The sequence below is a fragment of the Cupriavidus sp. PET2-C1 genome (genome assembly GCF_054515855.1).
The window spans coordinates 2899677-2918719 of sequence record NZ_CM137260.1; the positions used below are offsets into that span (position 1 = coordinate 2899677).

Here is a 19043-nt window from a genome sequence, read left to right on the forward strand (position 1 = left end):
GTAAGGCGGAGTCCGTTGCTCGCGATTTCGCCTTGCCGTATCCAATTTGCAGATTGAAAGTTCGTTGCCTCAATCTACAGCGAGAATTGGCTGACATATAACGAGACGCTGTTGAGGTACAACGATACTACGTCAACAACCAGTGCAGGTAACGATCGTAGGAATCTGTGACGAAGACGTCAAGTCGAAAAATATGATTGTTGACATTAGTACTGCCAGATATGCAAAGGGCGAAGGGCCGGCCCCTAGCCTGGAACGTGGCCTTCGTCTTCTCATGGAATTGGTCAGGCATCGTGCGCCAATGACGGCACCAGAAATCTCGCGACGGCTGAATCTGTCGCGCATTGCGGTGTTCCGTTTGCTCGCCACGCTGGAAGCCACAGGCTTCGTCGAACGTGCCGGTGTGGGCCGTGGGTACCGAGCTGGCGTGGGGGTGCTTCGGCTTGGCTTCGGTCAACTTGCATCGATGGACCTTACCGAGCTGGGCAGTCCTTTGCTGAAACGACTAAGCGACGAGGTTGGATACCCTTGCCACCTGGCGGTACGCGATGGGCCGTGGATAGTGTATGTGGCGAAAGCCGATCCCAATAGCTGGCTTTTCGGCAACGTTGCCGTTGGCACCAGTTTGCCCGCATACGCCACTATGCCAGGTCGCGTTCTGCTTGGAGAATTGTCGCTATCCCAATTGCGTTCACTCTACCCCGAGACGGAACTGCGGGCGCGGACCGGTCAAGCGTCGCAAACTGTCATGGATCTTTTTGAAGAAGTGCGACGGGACTATCAGCGCGGCTATGTGATGCATGAAAACGGGTTCGAAGTAGACGTTGCGGCGGTCGCCGTTCCGGTCCGGGATTCGCTGGGAACAATAGTTGCGGCCTTGGGCGTCATTGTCAAGCCGACGTGTCCGAACGGCGAAGAGATGGAGCGCCTGACTGCCAAGATGCGAGAAGCAGCCGCAGACTTATCTTGCTTAGTTGACGAACGGGACTTCGATTCCAGGCATGTGGGCGCAAACGGTGGGGCCGTATAGAAGACACGCGCCCGAGGAATAGGGTTGTAAGAAGGGAAATACAAAGATGAAGCAAGGCAGCTTATTGATGATGAGGGTGCAGGCGATCCGCTACGAGGCACGTGGCGTCGTTAGCCTGGAACTGCAGGGTGCCGGTGGAGAGACATTGCCCGAGTTCAGTCCCGGCGCACATATCGACTTGCATCTTGCCAATGGCTTGACCCGCAGCTATTCCCTGTGTGGCGCGCCAGAAGACCGCGATCGCTACACGGTAGGGGTACTGCTGGACCGCAACAGCCGCGGTGGCTCCCGCTTCGTTCATGAGGAATTGCTTGTTGGGCAAATGCTGCAGGTAGCGCCGCCGCGCAACCACTTTGCTCTGGATGAGGACGCCATGCAGTCGGTACTAGTGGCGGGTGGTATCGGAGTGACCCCCATCCTTTGCATGGCGCGACGCCTGGCCGAGCGTGGTCGCACGTTCACGCTGTTGTACTGTGCGCGATTCCGCGCCGAGGCTGCATTTGTGGAGCAGTTGGCCGGTTACGGTGACGCCGTACGCTTCCACTTCGATGAAGAAGAAGGGGTTCCCCCAGATATCAAGACCATGTTGGCCGGCAGGCACGTCGACACGCATTTCTACTGCTGCGGTCCGGGGCCAATGCTGAGCGCATTCGAGGACGCATGCAAGGAGCATGGTTATCCCAACGTACATGTTGAGCGCTTTGCCGCTGATCCCGCCACTGAGGCAGTGCAGGAAGGTGAGTACAGCGTCGCGCTGGGGCGTTCTGGAAAAAGCGTACTTGTGCCCTCGGGAAAATCGTTACTGGATGCACTATTAGAAGCCGAAGTGCAGGTTGAATACTCGTGTCGGGAGGGCGTATGCGGGTCGTGCGAGACGGCGGTACTCGAAGGCTGTCCCGACCATCGCGACAGCGTTTTGAGCCAGAGCGAACGCGACTCCAACAGGATAATGATGGTTTGCGTTTCCGGGTGCAAGGGGCGACACCTGGTCTTGGATCTTTAGTCACATTAGGAGAAACATATGTCGAATAACCGTGGGGTGGTCTATGTGGGGCCGGGAATCGTCGAAATTCAGAGTATTCCCTTCCCAGATTTGGTTGAACCTAATGGAAGGAAGGCCAATCACGGGGCGATCCTTCGTGTAGTCTCCACGAATATCTGCGGTTCTGACCAGCATATGGTTCGTGGTAGAACGACTGCTCCCGCTGGACTTGTCCTCGGTCACGAGATTACGGGGGAGGTGATCGAGGTTGGCTCCGATGTTGTTACCCTCAAGAAGGGAGATTTGGTGTCGGTTCCGTTCAATGTTGCGTGCGGTCGATGCCCGATGTGCAAGTCAATGAACACGGGGGTTTGCTTGACCGTCAACCTTGCACGTCCCGGTGGTGCCTATGGATATGTCGACATGGGTGGCTGGATCGGCGGGCAGGCCGAGTACGTCATGGTGCCGTACGCGGACTTCAACTTGCTGAAGTTTCCGGACCATGACCAGGCAATGGAGAAGATACGTGACCTGACCTGCCTCTCGGATATTCTTCCAACCGGCTATCATGGCGCAGTCACCGCGGGAGTGAAGCCAGGGACGACGGTCTATGTCGCCGGTGCTGGTCCCGTCGGACTGGCAGCGGCTGCGTCGGCGCGATTGCTGGGCGCGGCGGTCACAATCATTGGGGACGTCAACAAGGCTAGACTCGAACATGCTCGTAAGGTCGGCTTCGAGACGGTTGACCTGTCGCTTGATGTCTCCCTTTCGGAGCAGATTGCAGCGATCGTAGGCGAACCGGAGGTGGATTGCGCTATCGACTGCGTTGGGTTTGAGGCTCGCGGCCACGGACATAGCGGCTCCCAGCGGGAGGCGCCAGCTGCCGTTCTCAATTCACTGATGGAAGTCACGCGTGTGGCCGGACAGATCGGTATCCCGGGGCTGTACGTGACTGACGACCCTGGTGCAGTTGACGTTGCTGCCCAGCGCGGCAGCCTGTCTCTGCGTCTGGGGCAGGGCTGGGCAAAATCGCACAGCTTTTTTACTGGGCAGACGCCGGTTATGAAATACAACAAAAACCTCATGCAGGCGATTCTCTGGGACCGGATTGATATCGCCAATGTCGTCAATGTGCAGGTGATCTCATTGGAGGACGCACCACAAGGCTACACACAATTCGATGCAGGTGTGGCCAAGAAGTTCGTTATCGATCCTCACGGAATGTTGAAAGCTGCTGCGTGACGCCGAGAGAAGTGACCATGCCCTCGCTTGTAGGGCATGGTTTTTATTTTAGTAAAGTAAGGGTCTATGCCGGAACCGAGCTTTCGCTCTGTCTACGCATTATCCGACTACGTAGGCAGCATACGGTCAAACTGGGTCGGATGCGTTGGATCATGGGTCTGCATTCGTGAACTAGGTCTGGCGAGAGGCGCCATTCATTGCTCCATCCGCCGAGGTGGGCTGGATGTTGAGGCTGTGGAGGGTTAACCATTCCCACTTCGTCAGTGCTACTGTCATTACGGCAGTGCAGTAAACGCAGCGCGCCGCTGTTTTCAATCGAACTCGACGAGCAGAGCCCTAGCTGCCCGCAGGTCCACCGTGTCAAAACCTTCGGTGAACCAGCCATAGCACTCAGCCAGCATCTGGCGGGCGTCAGGGGATTTGCCCAGCTGCTGCCACAGCCGGCTCAAAGCGACCACCGCACGCAACTCCAGAGATCGGGCGCCTTGGCGGCGGGCAATCGCGATAGCCTGAAGGAAGCAGACTTCGGCGTCGGGCCGGCCGTTGTTCCCTTGGCCTCCGTAGCTTGGCACCAGAAGCGTTAATTCCCCCTTGAGCCGGTACAGTTCCGCTTCGTACACACGTTCCTCGGTCCGGTCCGCCAGCGCCAATGCTTCGGCCAGCGCCGCAAGGCCTAGCTTGGCTTGTCCTGCTCTTGTGCAAGCTTCGGCCAACAGGGCTAAGAAATGGGTCCGCCAAAGCTCGGCTCCGGTGGCGCGGTACGCGCTCAATCCCCGCTGTATCATGTCAACGCCTTCCGCTGCACGGCCCAGGTGAGCCAGTGCCCAGCCTGAGAGGATGGTCCCACAAGCCGAGCCGAACGGTAAGCCGTAATCGGTTGCGAGGGTGAGGAGTGCCTGCGCCAGATCATGTACAGGCTGCACTTCGCGGCGGAACAGACGGACCTCAGCGGCGAAGATAAGGGCATCAGCCGAGTCAGGAGGATGGGATGGGGTCAGGGCCAAGGCGAGCGCCTCATGGCTGCGTGCGAGAGCTTGGTCCGGATAGCCGAGAAGCCACAGGTCCATGACTACGAGGGCCAGCCCCTGCACACCGGGTTCGAGTCCATAAAAAAAGCCGTGTGACCGATGTTTCCCGGGGTTGTAGAGCGCAATGGCTTCCTCTAACTGTGCGCGGGCGGGGTTCAGCTCGCCGAGACAGAATAAGCTGGCCGCTAACGCCCGCCGCGCTTGTACGAGCAATGCGGGGTCCCGCGCCTTTTCGGCTAGCGCCAGCAGTTGCTCCGCCAACTCGCGCGCGGTCTGGAGTTCCGCGCGGACTATGTAAAACGTGCGCAGCCCCAGTAGGGCGGGGAAGAGCTGGATCGTCTCCCCGAGTTGGTGACATAGCGCCAGAGCGCGCGTGTAAGTCGCCTCCACTTCCGGGGCAGCGAATCCCTTGGTAGCCATCCAGGCCGGGCCGAGGGTGATTTGAATGACGAGTTCGTGCCGTGCGCGCTCAGGAGTATCAGGCAGCGTTGCGAGCAAGGCCAGTGCCATGGTGAGGTGGGTGACAGCTTCGGCATCGGCGGAACGTTGCACTGCTTGGCGCCCGGCGCAGTGCAAGTATTCCACCGCCTTCGGCGCGTTGCCGCTGCGGCTGAAATGATGCGCCAGCTCGCTGCAGTGCTCCTCTATCTGGGCGCCAAAGAGAGCCTCAATCGCCTGAGCGATGCGCTCATGCAGTGCCTGACGCTGCTCACTCAGCAGCAAGCCATAGGTTACTTCCTGTGCTAATGCATGCTTAAAGCTGTATTCCACCTCTGGAAATGCTGGCTGCTCGTAAATGAATTCCCCCTCTTGCAGCCGCGTCAGCAGTCTCTTCGTCGTGTCTTCGGGCTGCCCGACGACTCGCGCGAGCAGGCTCCAGGGAAACACCTTGCCGATCACGGCCAGGGTCTGCAGGAGTGCCTTCTCGGCTGGCCGCAGGCGGTCGATGCGGGCTGCGAGCACCCCCTGCACGGTGGGCGGGATGTGCAGTTTTCCGGGGATACGTTCTAGACGGTAATGGCCACGCTCACCACGTAGAACCTGTTCCTCGACCAGCGTCTGCACCACCTCCTCGATGAAAAACGGATTGCCCTGGGTCTGCTCCAAGATTAGGTGCTCGAGGGGGGCGAGCCCGGCTGCGTCGCCCAGCAGGGCTCGCAGTAGTTCTTGAGCTTCGGCTTCGCGCAGAGGATATAGCCGCAACTCGGTGTAATAGCTCTTGGAGCTCCAATGGTGCCGATACTCGGGGCGGCAATTCACTAGCAGCAGGATGCGAGCGCCAGCCAGGCTTTCGCCGAGAAAGTCTAGGAAAGCCTCGGTTTCGCTGTCGAGCCACGGCAAATCCTCAACGATCAGCTCCAGCGGCTGGGCTTGGCTCTCACGCACCAGCAGCCGCTTGACAGCCTCGAATGTATGCTGCTGGCGGATCTGGGCATCCATCTGAGCCAGCGCCGAGCCCGGCTCGGCGGCTCCCAGCAGGTAAAGCAGATAGGGCAGGTTGTCTTCCAGCGCGCGGTCAAGGGTCAGGACCTTGCCGGTGAGCTTTTCACGCCGCCGGCGCTCATCGTCCTGCGCCGTGATCTGGCAGTAGTTCCTCAGCAACTCGATTAATGGTAGATACGGATAAGCTTTGCCGTGAGAAACCGAAAAGGTTTCCAGCACGAGGCAAGCGCGAGGCGCAAGAAGCTTAAACTCGTGGCATAGCCGCGACTTGCCGACTCCCGGCTCACCGACCACGCTGACGATCTGACCATGGCCGGCCTGCGCCCCCGCCCGCGCTTCGCGCAACCGCTCGAGTTCACGCGTGCGGCCGACAAAGCGCGCCAGCCCGCGGCTGGCCGACACCTGCAGCCGGGTGCGCAGCGGGCCGAGGCCGAGGACTTCGAAGACCGCGAGCGGCTCGGGCAGCCCCTTGATTGGCGTCGCGCCGAGGGCCTTGAACGCGAAATAGCCTTCGGTCAGGTTGTGGGTGTGTTCGCTCGCAACAATTGAGCCGGGCAACGCGATGCTCTCCATCCGCGAAGCAATATGGATCGATTTGCCAACAGGATCGTAGTCGGTGTGCAAATCCTTGATGCGAATTGTGCGCACTACCACTTCACCGGAATTGATGCCGACGCGGATCTGCAGCGCGATCCCTTGGGTGAGACGCACCTCGTCGGCGTACCGACGCATCGCTTCCTGCATGCGTAGCGCCGCAAGCAGAGCGCGCTGCGGATGGTCTTCGTTCGCGATTGGCGCGCCAAACAGCGCCAGGATGCCATCGCCCATCGACTTGGCTACATAGCCTTCATAGTGATGCACGGCGTTCATCATCAGCGCTAGCACAGGGTCAATCAGTCGCCGTGCGTCTTCCGGATCGAGGTCGTGGATCAGCGCGGTCGAGCCGGCCATGTCGGCGAACAGGGCCGTTACCGTCTTGCGCTCGCCATCCGCCGCGCCACGAGCTTCCATGCCCGTCTGTGCCGCTCGAATGCGCTCGGCCAAGTATGGGGGTGTGTAGTCGATGGGGGCGCTCGGCGCAGGTGCCGTGATAGGGGACGTCGCGCTCATTGGCGCGCCGCATTCGCTGCAGAATTTGGCTCTGGCACTGGCCTTTTGCCCACAGGCCGGGCAGACGCGAACAAGCTTTGCGCCACATTCCTCACAGAATTTGACGCTTGCCGGATTCTCGAACCCGCAGCTTGCGCAGCGCATGGGGCTTATCCCTTCCAGGATCTGGAAGACTTAACTACTAGATCTTATCAGCGCGGGGAAGGGCTAGCGAACCGGCCTAAGCGCGCGCGAGCGCCACGGAAGCTCTGGGCTGGCGTGCTCTCGGCAGCAAAAGCACCGGCGCGTGGAAATGCGTGAGCGCAGGCCAAGAGTCGGGGCACCTACCGACGTGATGGACCAAAATGATGCTCTGTGTCCATTGGGAGTGTCTGCAGAGGTGCACAATTCTTCACGTTGCTCAATTCTGGCAGGCGGTTCAGGCTCTTCCTTATGAAGCCGTCCACGGTTTCCCGCCACGACTGCGCTCAGCCCTGTTCAGCTCGGATGAGTGCAATTTCGTCGTCGAGTGGCGCTGGCTAGTCCGCTTGACTGCGCTCCAAGACAGCCCGCGCCTGCAATTCGGACGAGTTCAGCCAAAAGCGGGCATATATCCCATTCAGACAACGCGCGTTTGACCCGACGCAACTCAGGGCGGTAACAGCGCGGCGCGGGCGGCGGCGAGAACTTCGCGATTCAAACCTTCGAGCAATCCTGACGCCGCACGTACGTGTTGCCAGTGAAGCGGTACATCAAGCGGGGTGTTCGGCACCAACTCGACGAGCGAACCGTCCTCGAGATGAGGGGCGATCAGTGCCTCCGGATGCAAGCCCCAGCCCATGCCAGCCAATGCCGCGGTCACGAAGGCGTGGGACGAAGGCAGCGTGTGCCGGGGAAGCTCCACGTGCCGATGGCACAAACGCCGCACCCACCGCGCCTGCAACTCGTCTTTGGTGTTGAACACTAGGCTGGGCGCCAGCGCCAGGCTGCCAGCGCCCACTCCATCGCCGAAATGGCGTTGGCTGAAAGCCGGGCTGGCGGCCGCCAGGTAGCGCATGGAGCCCAGCGGATGGCTGTTGCAGCCAGCGGCAGGACGGGCTGTGGCCGTTACGGCGGCGAGCACCGCGCCGCTGCGCAGCCACTCCGTAGTGTGGTCCTGGTCATCCACGGCCACCTCCATCAGCACGGGACTTTCTGCAGCGAAGGCGGCGATGGCCGGCGCTACCCAGGTGGCCAGGCTGTCGGCATTCACCGCAATGGGCAGCGCTACCCGTGCCATGCCCTCCGGGGCAAGCGCCGGCAGAGCCCCTTGCAATTCCTGCTCGAGCAGCCGCACACGGTCAATGTGTTGGCAAAGCCGGCGGCCCGTCTCCGTGGCCCGGCAGGGCTGATCGCGCACCACCAGCGCGCAGCCTACGCGCTCCTCCAGCACCCGAACGCGCTGCGAAATTGCCGACGGCGTCACATGGAGAGCGCGGGCTGCACGCTCGAAGCTGCCCTCCCGAACCACGGCAGCCAATGCGGATAGGGCGGAGTAGTCAAGCATCAGATAAGTTTGGCTAAATTGAATGAAGAAAAGGTAGTTTGTCTTCATCCGCCAATGCAGGCAAGCTGGATGCATGAATACTTCGCTTGCCTTATCTGTTTCCCTCCAAGGCCTGGCCCTGAGCCTGGGGCTCATCGTGGCCATCGGCGCACAGAATGCATTCGTACTGCGCCAGGGCCTGCGTCGTGAGCATGTGGGCAGCGTGGTGCTGTTGTGCGCCATGGCGGACGCGTTGCTGATTGCAGCGGGTGTCATGGGCATGGCCCAGGCACTGGGGGAGCGCCCCGGCCTCGCGCGTGTCCTGGCACTGGCCGGTGCCGTCTTCCTGGCGGTATATGGATGGCAGGCACTGCGCCGTGCGCGGCATGCTCACCAGTTGAAAGCATCTGACGGTGGGAAGGGTCTCAGCCGGGGTGCCGCATTGGCGCAGGCGGCGGCTTTCACGCTGCTGAACCCCCATGTCTACTTGGATACTGTGCTGCTGGTGGGCAGCATCGGTGCCCAGCAACCAGCAGCGCTACGGGGCTGGTTCGTGGCGGGAGCGAGTTCAGCTAGCCTGTTCTGGTTCGGGCTTCTGGGCTTTGGCGCGCGCTGGCTGGCGCCGTGGTTCGCCCGACCGAGGGCCTGGCAGGTGCTGGATGGTCTTATCGGTACGACCATGTTCGTCCTGTCGGCTCTGCTGGTGCGTCACGCCCTCAAAGGACTCTGAGCTGTCGTGGACTTCCGTCGAGCGCTTCTTTGCACTGATTTCCGACAAAGCCATCCGTCGTGGCTCGCTTGAGAGCGTTACGCAACCAGTCATGGTTGTAGATGGGCGACCACAGAGCGGCCCAGACGGGAAAGCCGGGATTGAACGACTCGGGAAACGCGATCGACTGGGCGCCCTGGCGGCTGGCTTCGCCAATCAGGGACAACGCCTTCCGCAGCATTGCCTCCCTGCCCTCGGTCCACGGCTGCGGCGCTGAGCGCGGGAAGGACAGGGATTCCTGCTGCCAGACCCGCGCGTCCGCGGGCGAGGATGTTCTTGGCGGCGTTGACGTCGCGGTTGTGGACCGTTCCGCATGCGCCGCATTTCCATCCTCTTATCCGAAGACCTGCGACACTTTTCGGCGCCGTGGGCGAACCGCGGCTCGAGCAGGTCTGGGTGGAACACGCTTCCTCGACTTCCTCGAACCACTCGCCTGCTGCGGCACCGACTGGTGCAACGCAAGTCTCGGAGCCGTAGCCGGTAGCTGCAGGCGAAGGGTTGCGCGCCAGTGGCTTGAAGTTCTCCGGCCTAAAGGCCTCCGACTGCGAGATGTTAAGCTGCAAACACTGAGCCGCAACGTCATCGCATTTGTACTGCAGCATAGTTCTCCGGTGGGGAAGGGGACTCCTAGGCTTCAGAATTCAGCGGTCAGGATAAATGGTCGAGCGTGAAGAGATCACACTGCCGGCGTGGTGGTAGGCAGCGTGGCCGGCGTGCTGCGCCAAGCTTGCCAGAAGCATACTGTCCCCAGGGCAGCGGCAGCGGCAGCCACCATGCCGATGCTCTCGTACCCCAAATGTTGTGCCGCGACGCCGCCAACAATGGGTCCAAGCGCTGATCCCGCCATGGCCATCACCGGTGTCGCTGCTACTGCCCGTGTCGACGGATCATTGCGCGCCAGGAAGGCGAACACAAAGGTGTGGGCAAAGATCAGCACCGCCGGGCAAAGTGCACCGGCGACTGCATATGCGGGAAACAGGGTCGAATGCGTCAGCAGTACGCCTAGCGCGCCCTGCAGAACAGGGCCGGTAAGCATCACGGCCCGAGCAGAGATACGGCTTTCGAAGATGGCGGCGAGCATGCCCGGAAAGAGATTCACGAGGCCGACAGCAAGCAGTACCGCCATGACCTGCCCCTGACCGAAGCCGCGCGCGGCGCCAACCGGTTCGAGAAAGCTGAGCATCATCGCGTTGTTCATCGTCATGAAGCTCGTGCCAACCATGGCGAACCACACCCCACGCGTTAGAGGGGCATGCACGGCGAAGCCGCCTCCGTGTGAGCCTGAACCGCGCTGAGTCGGAAAACCCAAGGCTGCGACTAGAGCTGCGACAAGCATGATGGCGGCCAGAACGAGGAACAGCGATGCGCCGCCCGTGGCGTTTACCAAGCGTGGCACACCGCCCAGAAAGCCCAGCGAAACGACGCTAAGAGCGGTGAATCCTACCGCGATGAGGCGATGCGGATTGGCGCTCGCCCCGATTGTTGAATGCGTGAATGAAAGGCTGCAGCCGACCGCCAGTCCACATAGCAGATGCAGCGCAACCATTGCGCCGTAGTCTCTCGTTGTGGACAACGCGAGGAAGCCTGCGGCCGCAATCGCGAAGCCGACAGGTGCGGCTACCGTGCCGCGCATGCTCCTGATGCGAGGTGAGAAGAACAGACTACTGGCTACCACTGCGCCAAGAAAGAGTGTGGCCAATGTGCCAGCGCCTTGGGGGTCAAGCCCATATTGTCCGATCAGGACGATCCCCACCCATACCGGCAGGGCAACAATGTCTATCATTCCAGCACAATGTCCCACTACGAGCGCTGCGCGGCCACCCAGACTATCAGCAGATCTATTCACCGTTGCCTCCATCCAAAATAATACGAAACGTTGTGTTTCGTAATTAAATCTAATGATAGATGGCTGTCGCAAACTACGTATTGGGTGAAACCCGGTGTAGCGAGCCGGGTGTGTTGAGGCAGTGCTATGCGGGAGGGGGACGTTAGACCGTCGCCAGATGCATGAACGGCAAATGCTTAGTGGCCGAAGCTGGAACGGTCAGGCACGTACGCGTCGTGAGCGTGCTTTGGAGGGTTGTGGCGCCGCGCCTTGAGTAGGAAGCGGTGGAGATCGGATCAGCTTCACTCAGAAGGTGGCGTTAGTCGGGACGTCCGCCATATACCCCAAATGTCGGAGACCTGCTGCGGTAGTGCGACGCGATTTGCCGAACGGTCTTCTGGCGAAGATGCCTACTTCCGCAGCAAGGTGGGAGAAGTGGCTGCAACCGGCACGCGTTGCGGCCGCTGGCCGGTCATCGAAACCGTATGAAGGCTTACAGGGGCACCTTTGCGGGGGGCGGGCCGCCAGGTGCCCAGATTTCGCGTCGGTTGAAGAGATAGACCTGAGCGTTGTCTGCAACTGCCGGAGCCACCCGCGGTACCCATGAGTCGTCGTGTTGGTCCATGTCCGCGTCGTACTCGATGTGGCAGCCCATTGGCGAGTTGAAGTACCAGAAATAATTGGAACCGAAGCGGTGTCGGCCCGGACCCCAGAACGTTTCGTAGCCCTTTTCAGCGAACGCGTAACCTGCCTGAAGGACTTCGGAGGGGCCTCCCATATGAAAAGTGAAATGATCACACCCTTGCATGACAGCGGGAGTCTGAATCAAGAAGAGGGTATGGTGGTCCAGCGTACCGGCGGGGCGGAGAAACGGCCCCATGTTGATGAAGCGATCACTGATGCGAAAGCCGAGGCGATTGACATAAAACGCCTCCGCCTTCTCGGCGTCGGGGACGAAGTAAACGACGTGCGACAGTGACCGTGGCCGAGGCGCGGGCGAGCCCTTGTCCGCCGGCGCGCCGGGCACGTTGACGCCGCGTCGCGAATCGCCAGGTGCATTGACGGCTTCCGCTGGCAAATCCAGCGGCCGGCGCACAGTCACCTGAAAACCGAGAGCAAAGCCGACGTCATCGACGGACTCGATGGAGCCATCTGGGAGCGGCTTTACTTCGCGGTCACGGCTCAGTTCCGTCGCGATGGCTTCCAGCGTGGCTTGGTCCTGGACGCCATACACCGTCTTGCGCAATTGGTTGGCCGTCTCGAACGGCCACGAGGGCAGCGAAGGGTCATCCTTTGAAGCAATGAGGACGCCGGTGCCATCCAATGCTTCGAATCGTCCGTCGCCCGTAGGCGTCAGCCCATAGTCAGTCAGAAACTGCGTGCAGCTCGCGACGTCTTCGACGCCGAATACGAGAGTGTCTGGTCCAAGAATCTTCATCGCTTCATGTCCTGTGGGTAGATTTGGTCACATGATACCGGTGCCTAACAATACCGATACGTGAAGTATCATAATACGACCGAAGACCGACGCAATCAAGACGGTACCTGCTCCGATTTTGCTTGCCAATCATGGGTGGAAACCCTGATCATAAAAACGATACGCGGCGTATATTATAGGTATCTACGTCATGGATGTGGCGCTGCTGCGAGGCGCGGGAACAGCCAGGCCTTGAGGACGCCATCGGCGCTTCTCGGGGCGAATAGAAAACATGGAGACAATGTGAAATCTCAATACAGTGTGTTGGTAGTTGGCGGTGGCATCGGCGGTATGACACTTGCACATGGCCTGGCGCAAGCGGGGATGCAAGTGCGAGTGATCGAGGCGAGCCGAAGGTGTGAGCAGCAGGGCACTGGCATCTTCCTCCTTGGGAATTCCCTACGCGCTCTGGACAAGCTCGGACTCGCGGATGCCTGCATCGCAGTCGGGACGGGATGGGATACCGTCAGTGTGCGCAACGAAGCAGGGCACGAGACAAAAGTTCAGCGACCACCGCGCACCTTTCGTCCGGATGCACCTGGCGCCATCGGCGTCATGCGTCCGAAGCTGGCTGAAGTATTGGAGTCGCACGCTTTGGCCGGCGGAGTGCAGATCGACTACCATACCACCGTAGAAGACTTTGAGCAGGTCCCGGACGGCGTGTCATACCGGTTGTCGAGCGGCGAGACCGGGCGCTGCGACCTTCTGGTCGCAGCCGATGGAACCTATTCCAAGACCCGCACCCAAGTATTTGGTGACGAATTCAAGCCCACCTATGCTGGCCAGGGTGCGTGGCGCTTTACCGTCGAGCGTTTGACGTCATTCGATGGATTTGCACTGTACAAGCACAACGATGGTCGAACAGTTGGCTGCCTGCCGTTGTCAGAAGAGCTGTGCTACTACTTCTTCCTGGAGAATGCGAAGGAACACATGCACATGCCTGAAGCGGAGCTGAGCGGCATGTTCAGGCAACGCCTGGAGGGCTTCTCGGCGCCAGAGCTTCGCGAAGCGATTGCGCGCTGCGACGGTAGCCGCTACGTCAGCTATCGACCTTTCGACATCTTGCTTATGCCGGCGCCCTGGTACAAGGGGCGAGTCGCGTTATTGGGCGATGCCGCGCATGCCGTCACGCCGCAGTTGACCTCAGGTGGCGGGATGGCCATCGAGGATGCGGTAGTTTTGTCCGAAGAGCTTTCAGTCCGTGCAGATATTGACGAGGCACTTGCTGCGTACAGCGCGCGACGGTTCGATCGTGTCCAACGCATCTACGAAACGTCGCTTGCCATTTGCCAGGCAGAGCAAGACCCGCATGCCGATGGAACCCGTGCCGTCGAGCTTCTGATGGAAGGTTACGGCATTCTCGCGCAGCCATTCTGAAGTCCAGTGTCGCAACTGGACAGAGCCTAACGAAGTAGGTGGCCCGCATCTGTGGGCCTTTTTTGTGGTGCGCCCGGCAGGGCGCACTCCTGCGGGTGCAAGTCCCGCCGTAAGTTGATAACAGCGAATGAAGTGAAGCGCAGGAAACTGACGCGCCGCAGCGGCGGACGTAGTCTACAGGCCGTGGTCGATCAGTTGCATCCCTGGCTGATGGGTTGGAAAGCTCACTTCGGACTGGCGCAAACCTCCAGAATCTGGCGTTCGCTGGACGAATGGTTGAGGCGTCGGCTTCGGGCCTTGCAACTCAAACAGTGGCGCAGGGGCAGGACGATCTACCGCGAACTGCTTCGCCTGGGGGCTCCACCACGGGTGGCGCAGTCGGCGGCGGCGTTAAGCCGTCGCTGGTGGCAGCCTATCGGCGATTCACCGGATACGGACCACTGCCTACTTCGACAGCCTGGGACTACCCCGACTCGCCTGACCTCAACCTCTCGAACCGCCCGGTGCGGACCCGCATGCCGGGAGGTGTGGCAGGGGATGCAGCCCTGATGGGCCGCTCCCTATGCCGATTCGGGAGGCTAGGGGGATCTCGGTAGCTCAGCAGACTCGTGTATTCAAGAATTGGTAAGCGAGGTGTATGCATGTGCCATACACCTCGCTTTCCGCATTGATGTCACTCTCGATTAGAGACCGCCCAATGCCACGTACTTGATTTCGAGGTACTCGTCGGTTCCATACTTCGAACCTTCCCTACCCAGGCCAGACGTCTTCACACCTCCGAAGGGGGCAACCTCCGTTGAGATAAGTCCCTCATTGACGCCAACCATCCCGAACTCCAACCCTTCCACTACGCGAAAGATCCGTCCAATGTCTCGGGTGTAGGCGTAGGCAGCCAGGCCGAACGGTGTGTCGTTGGCGAGGGAGATCGCTTCCTCTTCCGTCTCAAACCTGAAGAGCGGAGCCACTGGCCCGAACGTCTCTTCGCTAAAGACCAAGGCCTCGTGGGGAACGTTAGTTAGTACCGTGGGTTCGAAGAAAGTCCCCCCGAGCGGGTGGCGCCGGCCGCCCGCTGCCACCTGAGCCCCTTTGGCCACTGCGTCGGCGATGTGCTCTTCCACCTTAATGACCGCCTCCTCATTGATGAGCGGGCCCTGCACGACGCCGGCTTCCATGCCGTCTCCGACTCGAAGGCGTGCCGATTCATCGGCCAACTTCTGGGCGAAGGCATCGTAGATCCCGGACTGCACGAGAAAGCGGTTAGCCGCAACACACGCTTGGCCTGTGTTGCGATATTTCGCCATCAGTGCGCCGCGCACGGCGGCATGCACATCCGCATCGTCGAACACGATAAAGGGCGCATTCCCGCCGAGTTCCATGCTCGTCTTCTTTATGGTGGGTGCGCATTGTGCCAGGAGCTGAGCCCCCACCTCTGTGGAGCCGGTAAACGAAAGCTTGCGCACAACCGGGCTGCTTGTCAGTTCCCCCCCGATTGCCCTCGCCGAACCGGTGACGATATTGCAGACACCTGGCGGCAAACCTGCTCGTTCGGCGAGAACGCCAAGAGCCAGGGCGGACAGTGGTGTCTGGCTCGCTGGTTTGATCACGCCGGCGCAGCCAACGGCCCAACCCGGCCCCGCCTTGCGCGTGATCATTGCCGATGGGAAGTTCCAGGGCGTGATGGCAGCAAAAACGCCAATTGGCGCTTTCTGGACAAGGATGCGCCGGCCAGCCACATTGTGCGGAACGATGTCACCATAGATGCGCTTTGCCTCTTCGGAGAACCACTCGATGAATCCTGCTGCGTAGAGGATTTCACCGCGCGATTCCGAGAGAGGTTTTCCCTGCTCGGCGGTCATGATGGTCGCGAGGTCATCGATGTGCTCGAGCATGAGTTCATAGAGACGACGCAGAACCTTGGCGCGTTCGGCTGGCAAGGCGTTGCGCCACGCCTGCATGGCACGTTCGGCAGCCGCGATGGCGCGCTTTGTCTCGGCAGCGCCCCCATTCGGTACGCGTGCAATCAATGCGCCCGTCGCAGGGTTGCGAATCTCGATGGTTTCGCCGCTGTCGGCCTGGATCCAGGCGCCATCAATTAGCATGGCCTGGCGAAGTAGGCTCGGGTCTTTTAAAGGAAGTTTGGTCGGTTCGCTCATGATGATGCCCTCAATCGGGATTGCGTCCCACGAAGAACGCCTCGTCCGGATCGCTGGTCGGATTCAGCCCTGCCGCTTCAAGCCCGCGTCGGAGTGCAGCCATGTCGCGACTGTAGATACGTGGGGTTGGATGGGGAATGGGACCGCCGTTGTACCCTTGCAGCCAGGACTGATACTTCCAGATCGTGCGGTTAATCAGGCCGCTGGATGCCATTGGCACACCGGCGAACGCTTTACGGGCCGGATCCAGCTGGTACCACAGACGGGTAGCCTCATCAAAATTGCCTTCCTGAATCAGCTTGTGAATGCGCGGCAGGTAGGGGCCGTAGTAGGCGGAGTAGTTTGTGCCGCAGAACGGGATTGGGATCACCTGTGCAAGGGGCACGTATTCGTATTCGATGGGCGACGAGATGACGACTTCCTTGTGGAACTCCCGATGCACTTCGATGGCCGACATGATGTACGGCATGCCACCCTCGGCCTTGATCGCAGCGACGTTGGGGCAATCGTCCACAAGGCGGCGCAGCAGCGGAACTGGCATGTCCGCCGGATGCAGACGCGAGAAACCCCAGGCGGGAACGGGGAACAACATCACCGCGAGATTGGTTGCATCGCACAACGCCTTTGTGTAGTCATACACTTCGTCGAGCGACTTCGGGTGAAAGAACGGGGGATAGCCCGCCAATACAAGCTCGGCGCCGGCGTCTTCAGCCAGTTTCACTGCCTCAATGTTTTCCTCGAGTGTGTTGAACACTGCATGATGGATTGTGATGAGGCGACCCGCCGCCTGGTCTACCATGATTTCGCAAACCTGCCGGTACTGTTCGAGCGAAATCGCGAGTTCGGAGCAAGCAAGAGAACCGACGAATCCGTGCGAGATGCTCATCTCCACATCATGACGGATTGCCTTTTCGTTGATCCGCTTGAAATCAGCGGTCATGGTGGGCGTCGTCACGTTAGCAACGCCGACGAGATGCTGTCGGCCCCACTCCCTTGCTTCCTTTTTGCTATAGCTAGCCATCTGGAACTCCTTTCTCTTAGTGTTTGGTTTCAAAAGTGAACGGCAGCGGCATCGCCAGGCCCGCCTGAAGGGCCTTCTCGAGGATCATCCCGGCGACGACAATGTCCTGGAGTCCGCCACCCACAGATTTGAATAAGGGGGCCTTCGCTGCCCTCACTTGATCGCTGCGGGTTTCGCGCATCAAGTCGCTGAGGCTGATTGCTTTGTGATGAAAGTCGATGCCCGCTTCTCGGGCTGCAATCATGTCGCCGGTTTCTTCAAGGACCTCTTCGAGCGTGTCGCAAACAATCAGATCGCTTCGTTCAACGACAGACACATCGATTTCGCGTTGCTGCGGGATGGTGGAGCCGATGGACACCACCGAGGCATGCGGCGCAAGCCAATCTCCGTACAGGATGGGTTGCTCACCACGTGAGCGGGCTGCAGCCAGGACAATATCGGCGCCTTCGACCGCTGCCTGTGCGGAGGACGCGCCCGTGGCCTTGATGCCGAGTTGTTTGTAGACGTCGTTCGCAAAGGCGTCGCGCCGTTCTTGAGTCGGGCTGAATACGGTGACCTCGGTAAGTGGGCGAATACTGGCGATGGCCCGAGTGTGCATCGTTGCCTCGAGACCGCTTCCGAGTACTGCCAGGCGGGCTGGTCCGGGAGACGCGAGGCGGTCGAGGGCTGCAGCCGACGTTGCAGCCGTGCGAAACCCAGTCACCAGATTGCCATCGACGAACGCTGCAATTCGGCTTGTCTCCTGGTCAAACAGCACGATGACGTACTCCACGCCGGGGGCCGGCGCTCCAGCGGCCATGCCCATCAGCTTGGCGCCGTAGTAGCGGCCGCCCGTGGGAATCGCAGGAAGGGTGCGTAGCCACGTCTTATTGGCGGTGGCAATCGTCCGTGGCGGCGTTGCCGATGCGGCAATGGGCATTGCATAGGCTGCCTGAACCGCCCGAATGGCGTCTTCCCAACGAAATACGCTGCGGGCGGCGTCGCTGGACACGAATACGGGGCCTTCAATGGATGTTGTCATTGGCCTGTCTCCTTAGTTGAGCACTGCTGCGTCATCCCTAAGATGGGGGACGTATATGTTCAGCATTGATGTGAATCATAGCGCGAAATTGATGCATGTCAATACGAAAAATGAGTTGCTCAGGGAAGCAGGTGGGGGAGGTGGACGCGGTGGGTGACCGGTGACTCTGCTCGTGGTTGGGATCGTTGAATGGCAGGGTTGCGGCGTTAAAAGCACTTAATCTGCCGGTGCGGCGTCCATGCCGAGCCTCTTGATGGGCTTGGTCATGCCGATTCATCAATGTACAATTGATTGCATCAATGCTCTGATTGAGTCGGATTGTGGTGGCGCACACTGCGACGCTGGCGATACAATTCTGCACAACTGGCAGCTATCCAAGACGAGGAATGCAATGATCGAGGACGAAGTGACGCGGCTGCGCGAATACGTCGAACATGTGGTATCTCAAGGCGACGATTTGCGTTTGCCGCCTGAACCAAAACTCAGTGAGCTTCTTGGCGTGTCCAGAGGGCGTCTCCGAACGATGTTGAAGCACCTGGAGGAGGAAGGGGTGATTTGGCGGCACGTGGGAAAGGGAACATTCGTGGGGCCGCGAGAAGCCACGCCAGGTGAACAAAGCCTGGCAACTTCAATTAGCGTCGATGACATCATGAATGCCCGCTTGCTGTTCGAGCCGCAGCTCGCTGCGCAAGCGGCGATTCATGCTACGCCGGCGGACGTGGCAAAGATGGATGCGTGTCTTGCTCAGATGGCAGAAACCGTGTCATTCCCGCAGTGGAAGCGGCTGGACGAGCGCCTTCATCGGATCATTGCCGAGGCGACCCACAATGTGCTGTTGGTGATGCTGTATGACATGCTGCGTGCGCAGGTAAAGGCAAGCCTGGACAGCAGGGTGGAGGAGGTCTTCGGTCAAGCGTCCAGTCCCAAAGCGACCACGGACTGCGAGCATGTGCAAATCACTGACGCAATTCGCGGTCACAACCCTTCACGGGCGGAGCAGGCGATGCGCGAGCATTTGCAGTCCGTCAGAATGCATCTGTTCGGTTTGCGCTGAAGACGCG

Annotated in this window: 14 protein-coding genes and 2 pseudogenes; 7 read left to right on the forward strand and 9 right to left on the reverse strand. The window is 60.1% G+C overall.

Annotation, left to right across the window (positions count from 1 at the left end; all coding sequences use genetic code 11):
• Positions 1-301 precede the first annotated feature (301 nt).
• The 3 genes from ACX12D_RS32915 to fdhA are packed head-to-tail and all read left to right on the forward strand — an operon-like array spanning position 302 to position 3254.
• A complete protein-coding gene (locus ACX12D_RS32915) occupies positions 302-1030 on the forward strand; it encodes an IclR family transcriptional regulator (RefSeq protein ID WP_459375149.1) in 729 nt (242 codons plus the stop codon).
• A gap of 46 nt (positions 1031-1076) precedes the next feature.
• Positions 1077-2033, forward strand: a complete 957-nt coding sequence (locus ACX12D_RS32920; protein WP_459375150.1) for a PDR/VanB family oxidoreductase — start codon at positions 1077-1079, stop codon at positions 2031-2033.
• An 18-nt stretch (positions 2034-2051) separates the two neighbouring features.
• Positions 2052-3254 carry a formaldehyde dehydrogenase, glutathione-independent gene (gene fdhA / locus ACX12D_RS32925; protein WP_459375151.1) on the forward strand — a complete coding sequence of 401 codons (1203 nt, stop codon included), beginning with the start codon at positions 2052-2054 and terminating at the stop codon, positions 3252-3254.
• A gap of 311 nt (positions 3255-3565) precedes the next feature.
• Here the strand turns inward: fdhA and ACX12D_RS32930 are convergent, their stop codons facing one another.
• Both ACX12D_RS32930 and ACX12D_RS32935 read right to left on the reverse strand, forming a co-directional pair.
• Positions 3566-6979, reverse strand: a complete 3414-nt coding sequence (locus ACX12D_RS32930) for an adenylate/guanylate cyclase domain-containing protein (RefSeq protein WP_459375152.1) — start codon at positions 6977-6979, stop codon at positions 3566-3568.
• Positions 6980-7463: 484 nt separating this feature from the next.
• Entirely contained in the window at positions 7464-8360 is an 897-nt protein-coding gene (locus tag ACX12D_RS32935) for a LysR family transcriptional regulator ArgP (protein ID WP_459376595.1), read from the reverse strand.
• Positions 8361-8433: 73 nt separating this feature from the next.
• Here ACX12D_RS32935 and ACX12D_RS32940 point away from each other — a divergent pair, with 73 nt between their 5' ends.
• Positions 8434-9069: a LysE/ArgO family amino acid transporter gene (locus tag ACX12D_RS32940; RefSeq protein ID WP_459375153.1), complete on the forward strand. Its 636-nt coding sequence runs from the start codon at positions 8434-8436 to the stop codon at positions 9067-9069.
• 154 nt (positions 9070-9223) lie between these two features.
• Here the strand turns inward: ACX12D_RS32940 and ACX12D_RS32945 are convergent.
• The 4 genes and pseudogenes from ACX12D_RS32945 to ACX12D_RS32960 all read right to left on the reverse strand — a co-directional run.
• Positions 9224-9289, reverse strand: a pseudogene (locus tag ACX12D_RS32945) (hypothetical protein); the annotation flags it as partial.
• A 148-nt stretch (positions 9290-9437) separates the two neighbouring features.
• Positions 9438-9710: pseudogene (locus tag ACX12D_RS32950) on the reverse strand (hypothetical protein); the annotation flags it as partial.
• A gap of 74 nt (positions 9711-9784) precedes the next feature.
• Positions 9785-10891 (reverse strand): MFS transporter, encoded by a 1107-nt coding sequence (locus ACX12D_RS32955; RefSeq protein ID WP_459375154.1) that lies wholly within the window; start codon positions 10889-10891, stop codon positions 9785-9787.
• A 535-nt stretch (positions 10892-11426) separates the two neighbouring features.
• Positions 11427-12371 carry a VOC family protein gene (locus ACX12D_RS32960; protein ID WP_459375155.1) on the reverse strand — a complete coding sequence of 315 codons (945 nt, stop codon included), beginning with the start codon at positions 12369-12371 and terminating at the stop codon, positions 11427-11429.
• A gap of 282 nt (positions 12372-12653) precedes the next feature.
• Between ACX12D_RS32960 and ACX12D_RS32965 the strand changes: the two genes are divergently transcribed.
• The gene (locus ACX12D_RS32965; protein ID WP_459375156.1) at positions 12654-13787 is read left to right on the forward strand and encodes an FAD-dependent monooxygenase; all 1134 of its coding nucleotides are present in this window, start codon (positions 12654-12656) and stop codon (positions 13785-13787) included.
• Positions 13788-13970: 183 nt separating this feature from the next.
• On the forward strand, positions 13971-14336 hold the full coding sequence (locus ACX12D_RS32970; RefSeq protein ID WP_459376597.1) for a group II intron maturase-specific domain-containing protein: 366 nt from the start codon (positions 13971-13973) through the stop codon (positions 14334-14336).
• Positions 14337-14470: 134 nt separating this feature from the next.
• Here ACX12D_RS32970 and ACX12D_RS32975 read toward each other — a convergent pair whose 3' ends face one another.
• Genes ACX12D_RS32975 through ACX12D_RS32985 form a run of 3 tightly spaced genes read right to left on the reverse strand, consistent with a single transcriptional unit; the run spans position 14471 to position 17982 of the window.
• Positions 14471-15940, reverse strand: coding sequence for an NAD-dependent succinate-semialdehyde dehydrogenase (locus ACX12D_RS32975; protein ID WP_459375157.1), 1470 nt, complete (start codon positions 15938-15940; stop codon positions 14471-14473).
• Between the two features lie 10 nt (positions 15941-15950).
• On the reverse strand, positions 15951-16961 hold the full coding sequence (locus tag ACX12D_RS32980) for a dihydrodipicolinate synthase family protein (protein WP_459375158.1): 1011 nt from the start codon (positions 16959-16961) through the stop codon (positions 15951-15953).
• A gap of 16 nt (positions 16962-16977) precedes the next feature.
• Entirely contained in the window at positions 16978-17982 is a 1005-nt protein-coding gene (locus ACX12D_RS32985) for an ornithine cyclodeaminase family protein (protein ID WP_459375159.1), read from the reverse strand.
• Between the two features lie 391 nt (positions 17983-18373).
• Between ACX12D_RS32985 and ACX12D_RS32990 the strand changes: the two genes are divergently transcribed.
• Positions 18374-19036, forward strand: a complete 663-nt coding sequence (locus ACX12D_RS32990) for a FadR/GntR family transcriptional regulator (protein ID WP_459375160.1) — start codon at positions 18374-18376, stop codon at positions 19034-19036.
• The last annotated feature ends 7 nt before the right edge of the window (positions 19037-19043 follow it).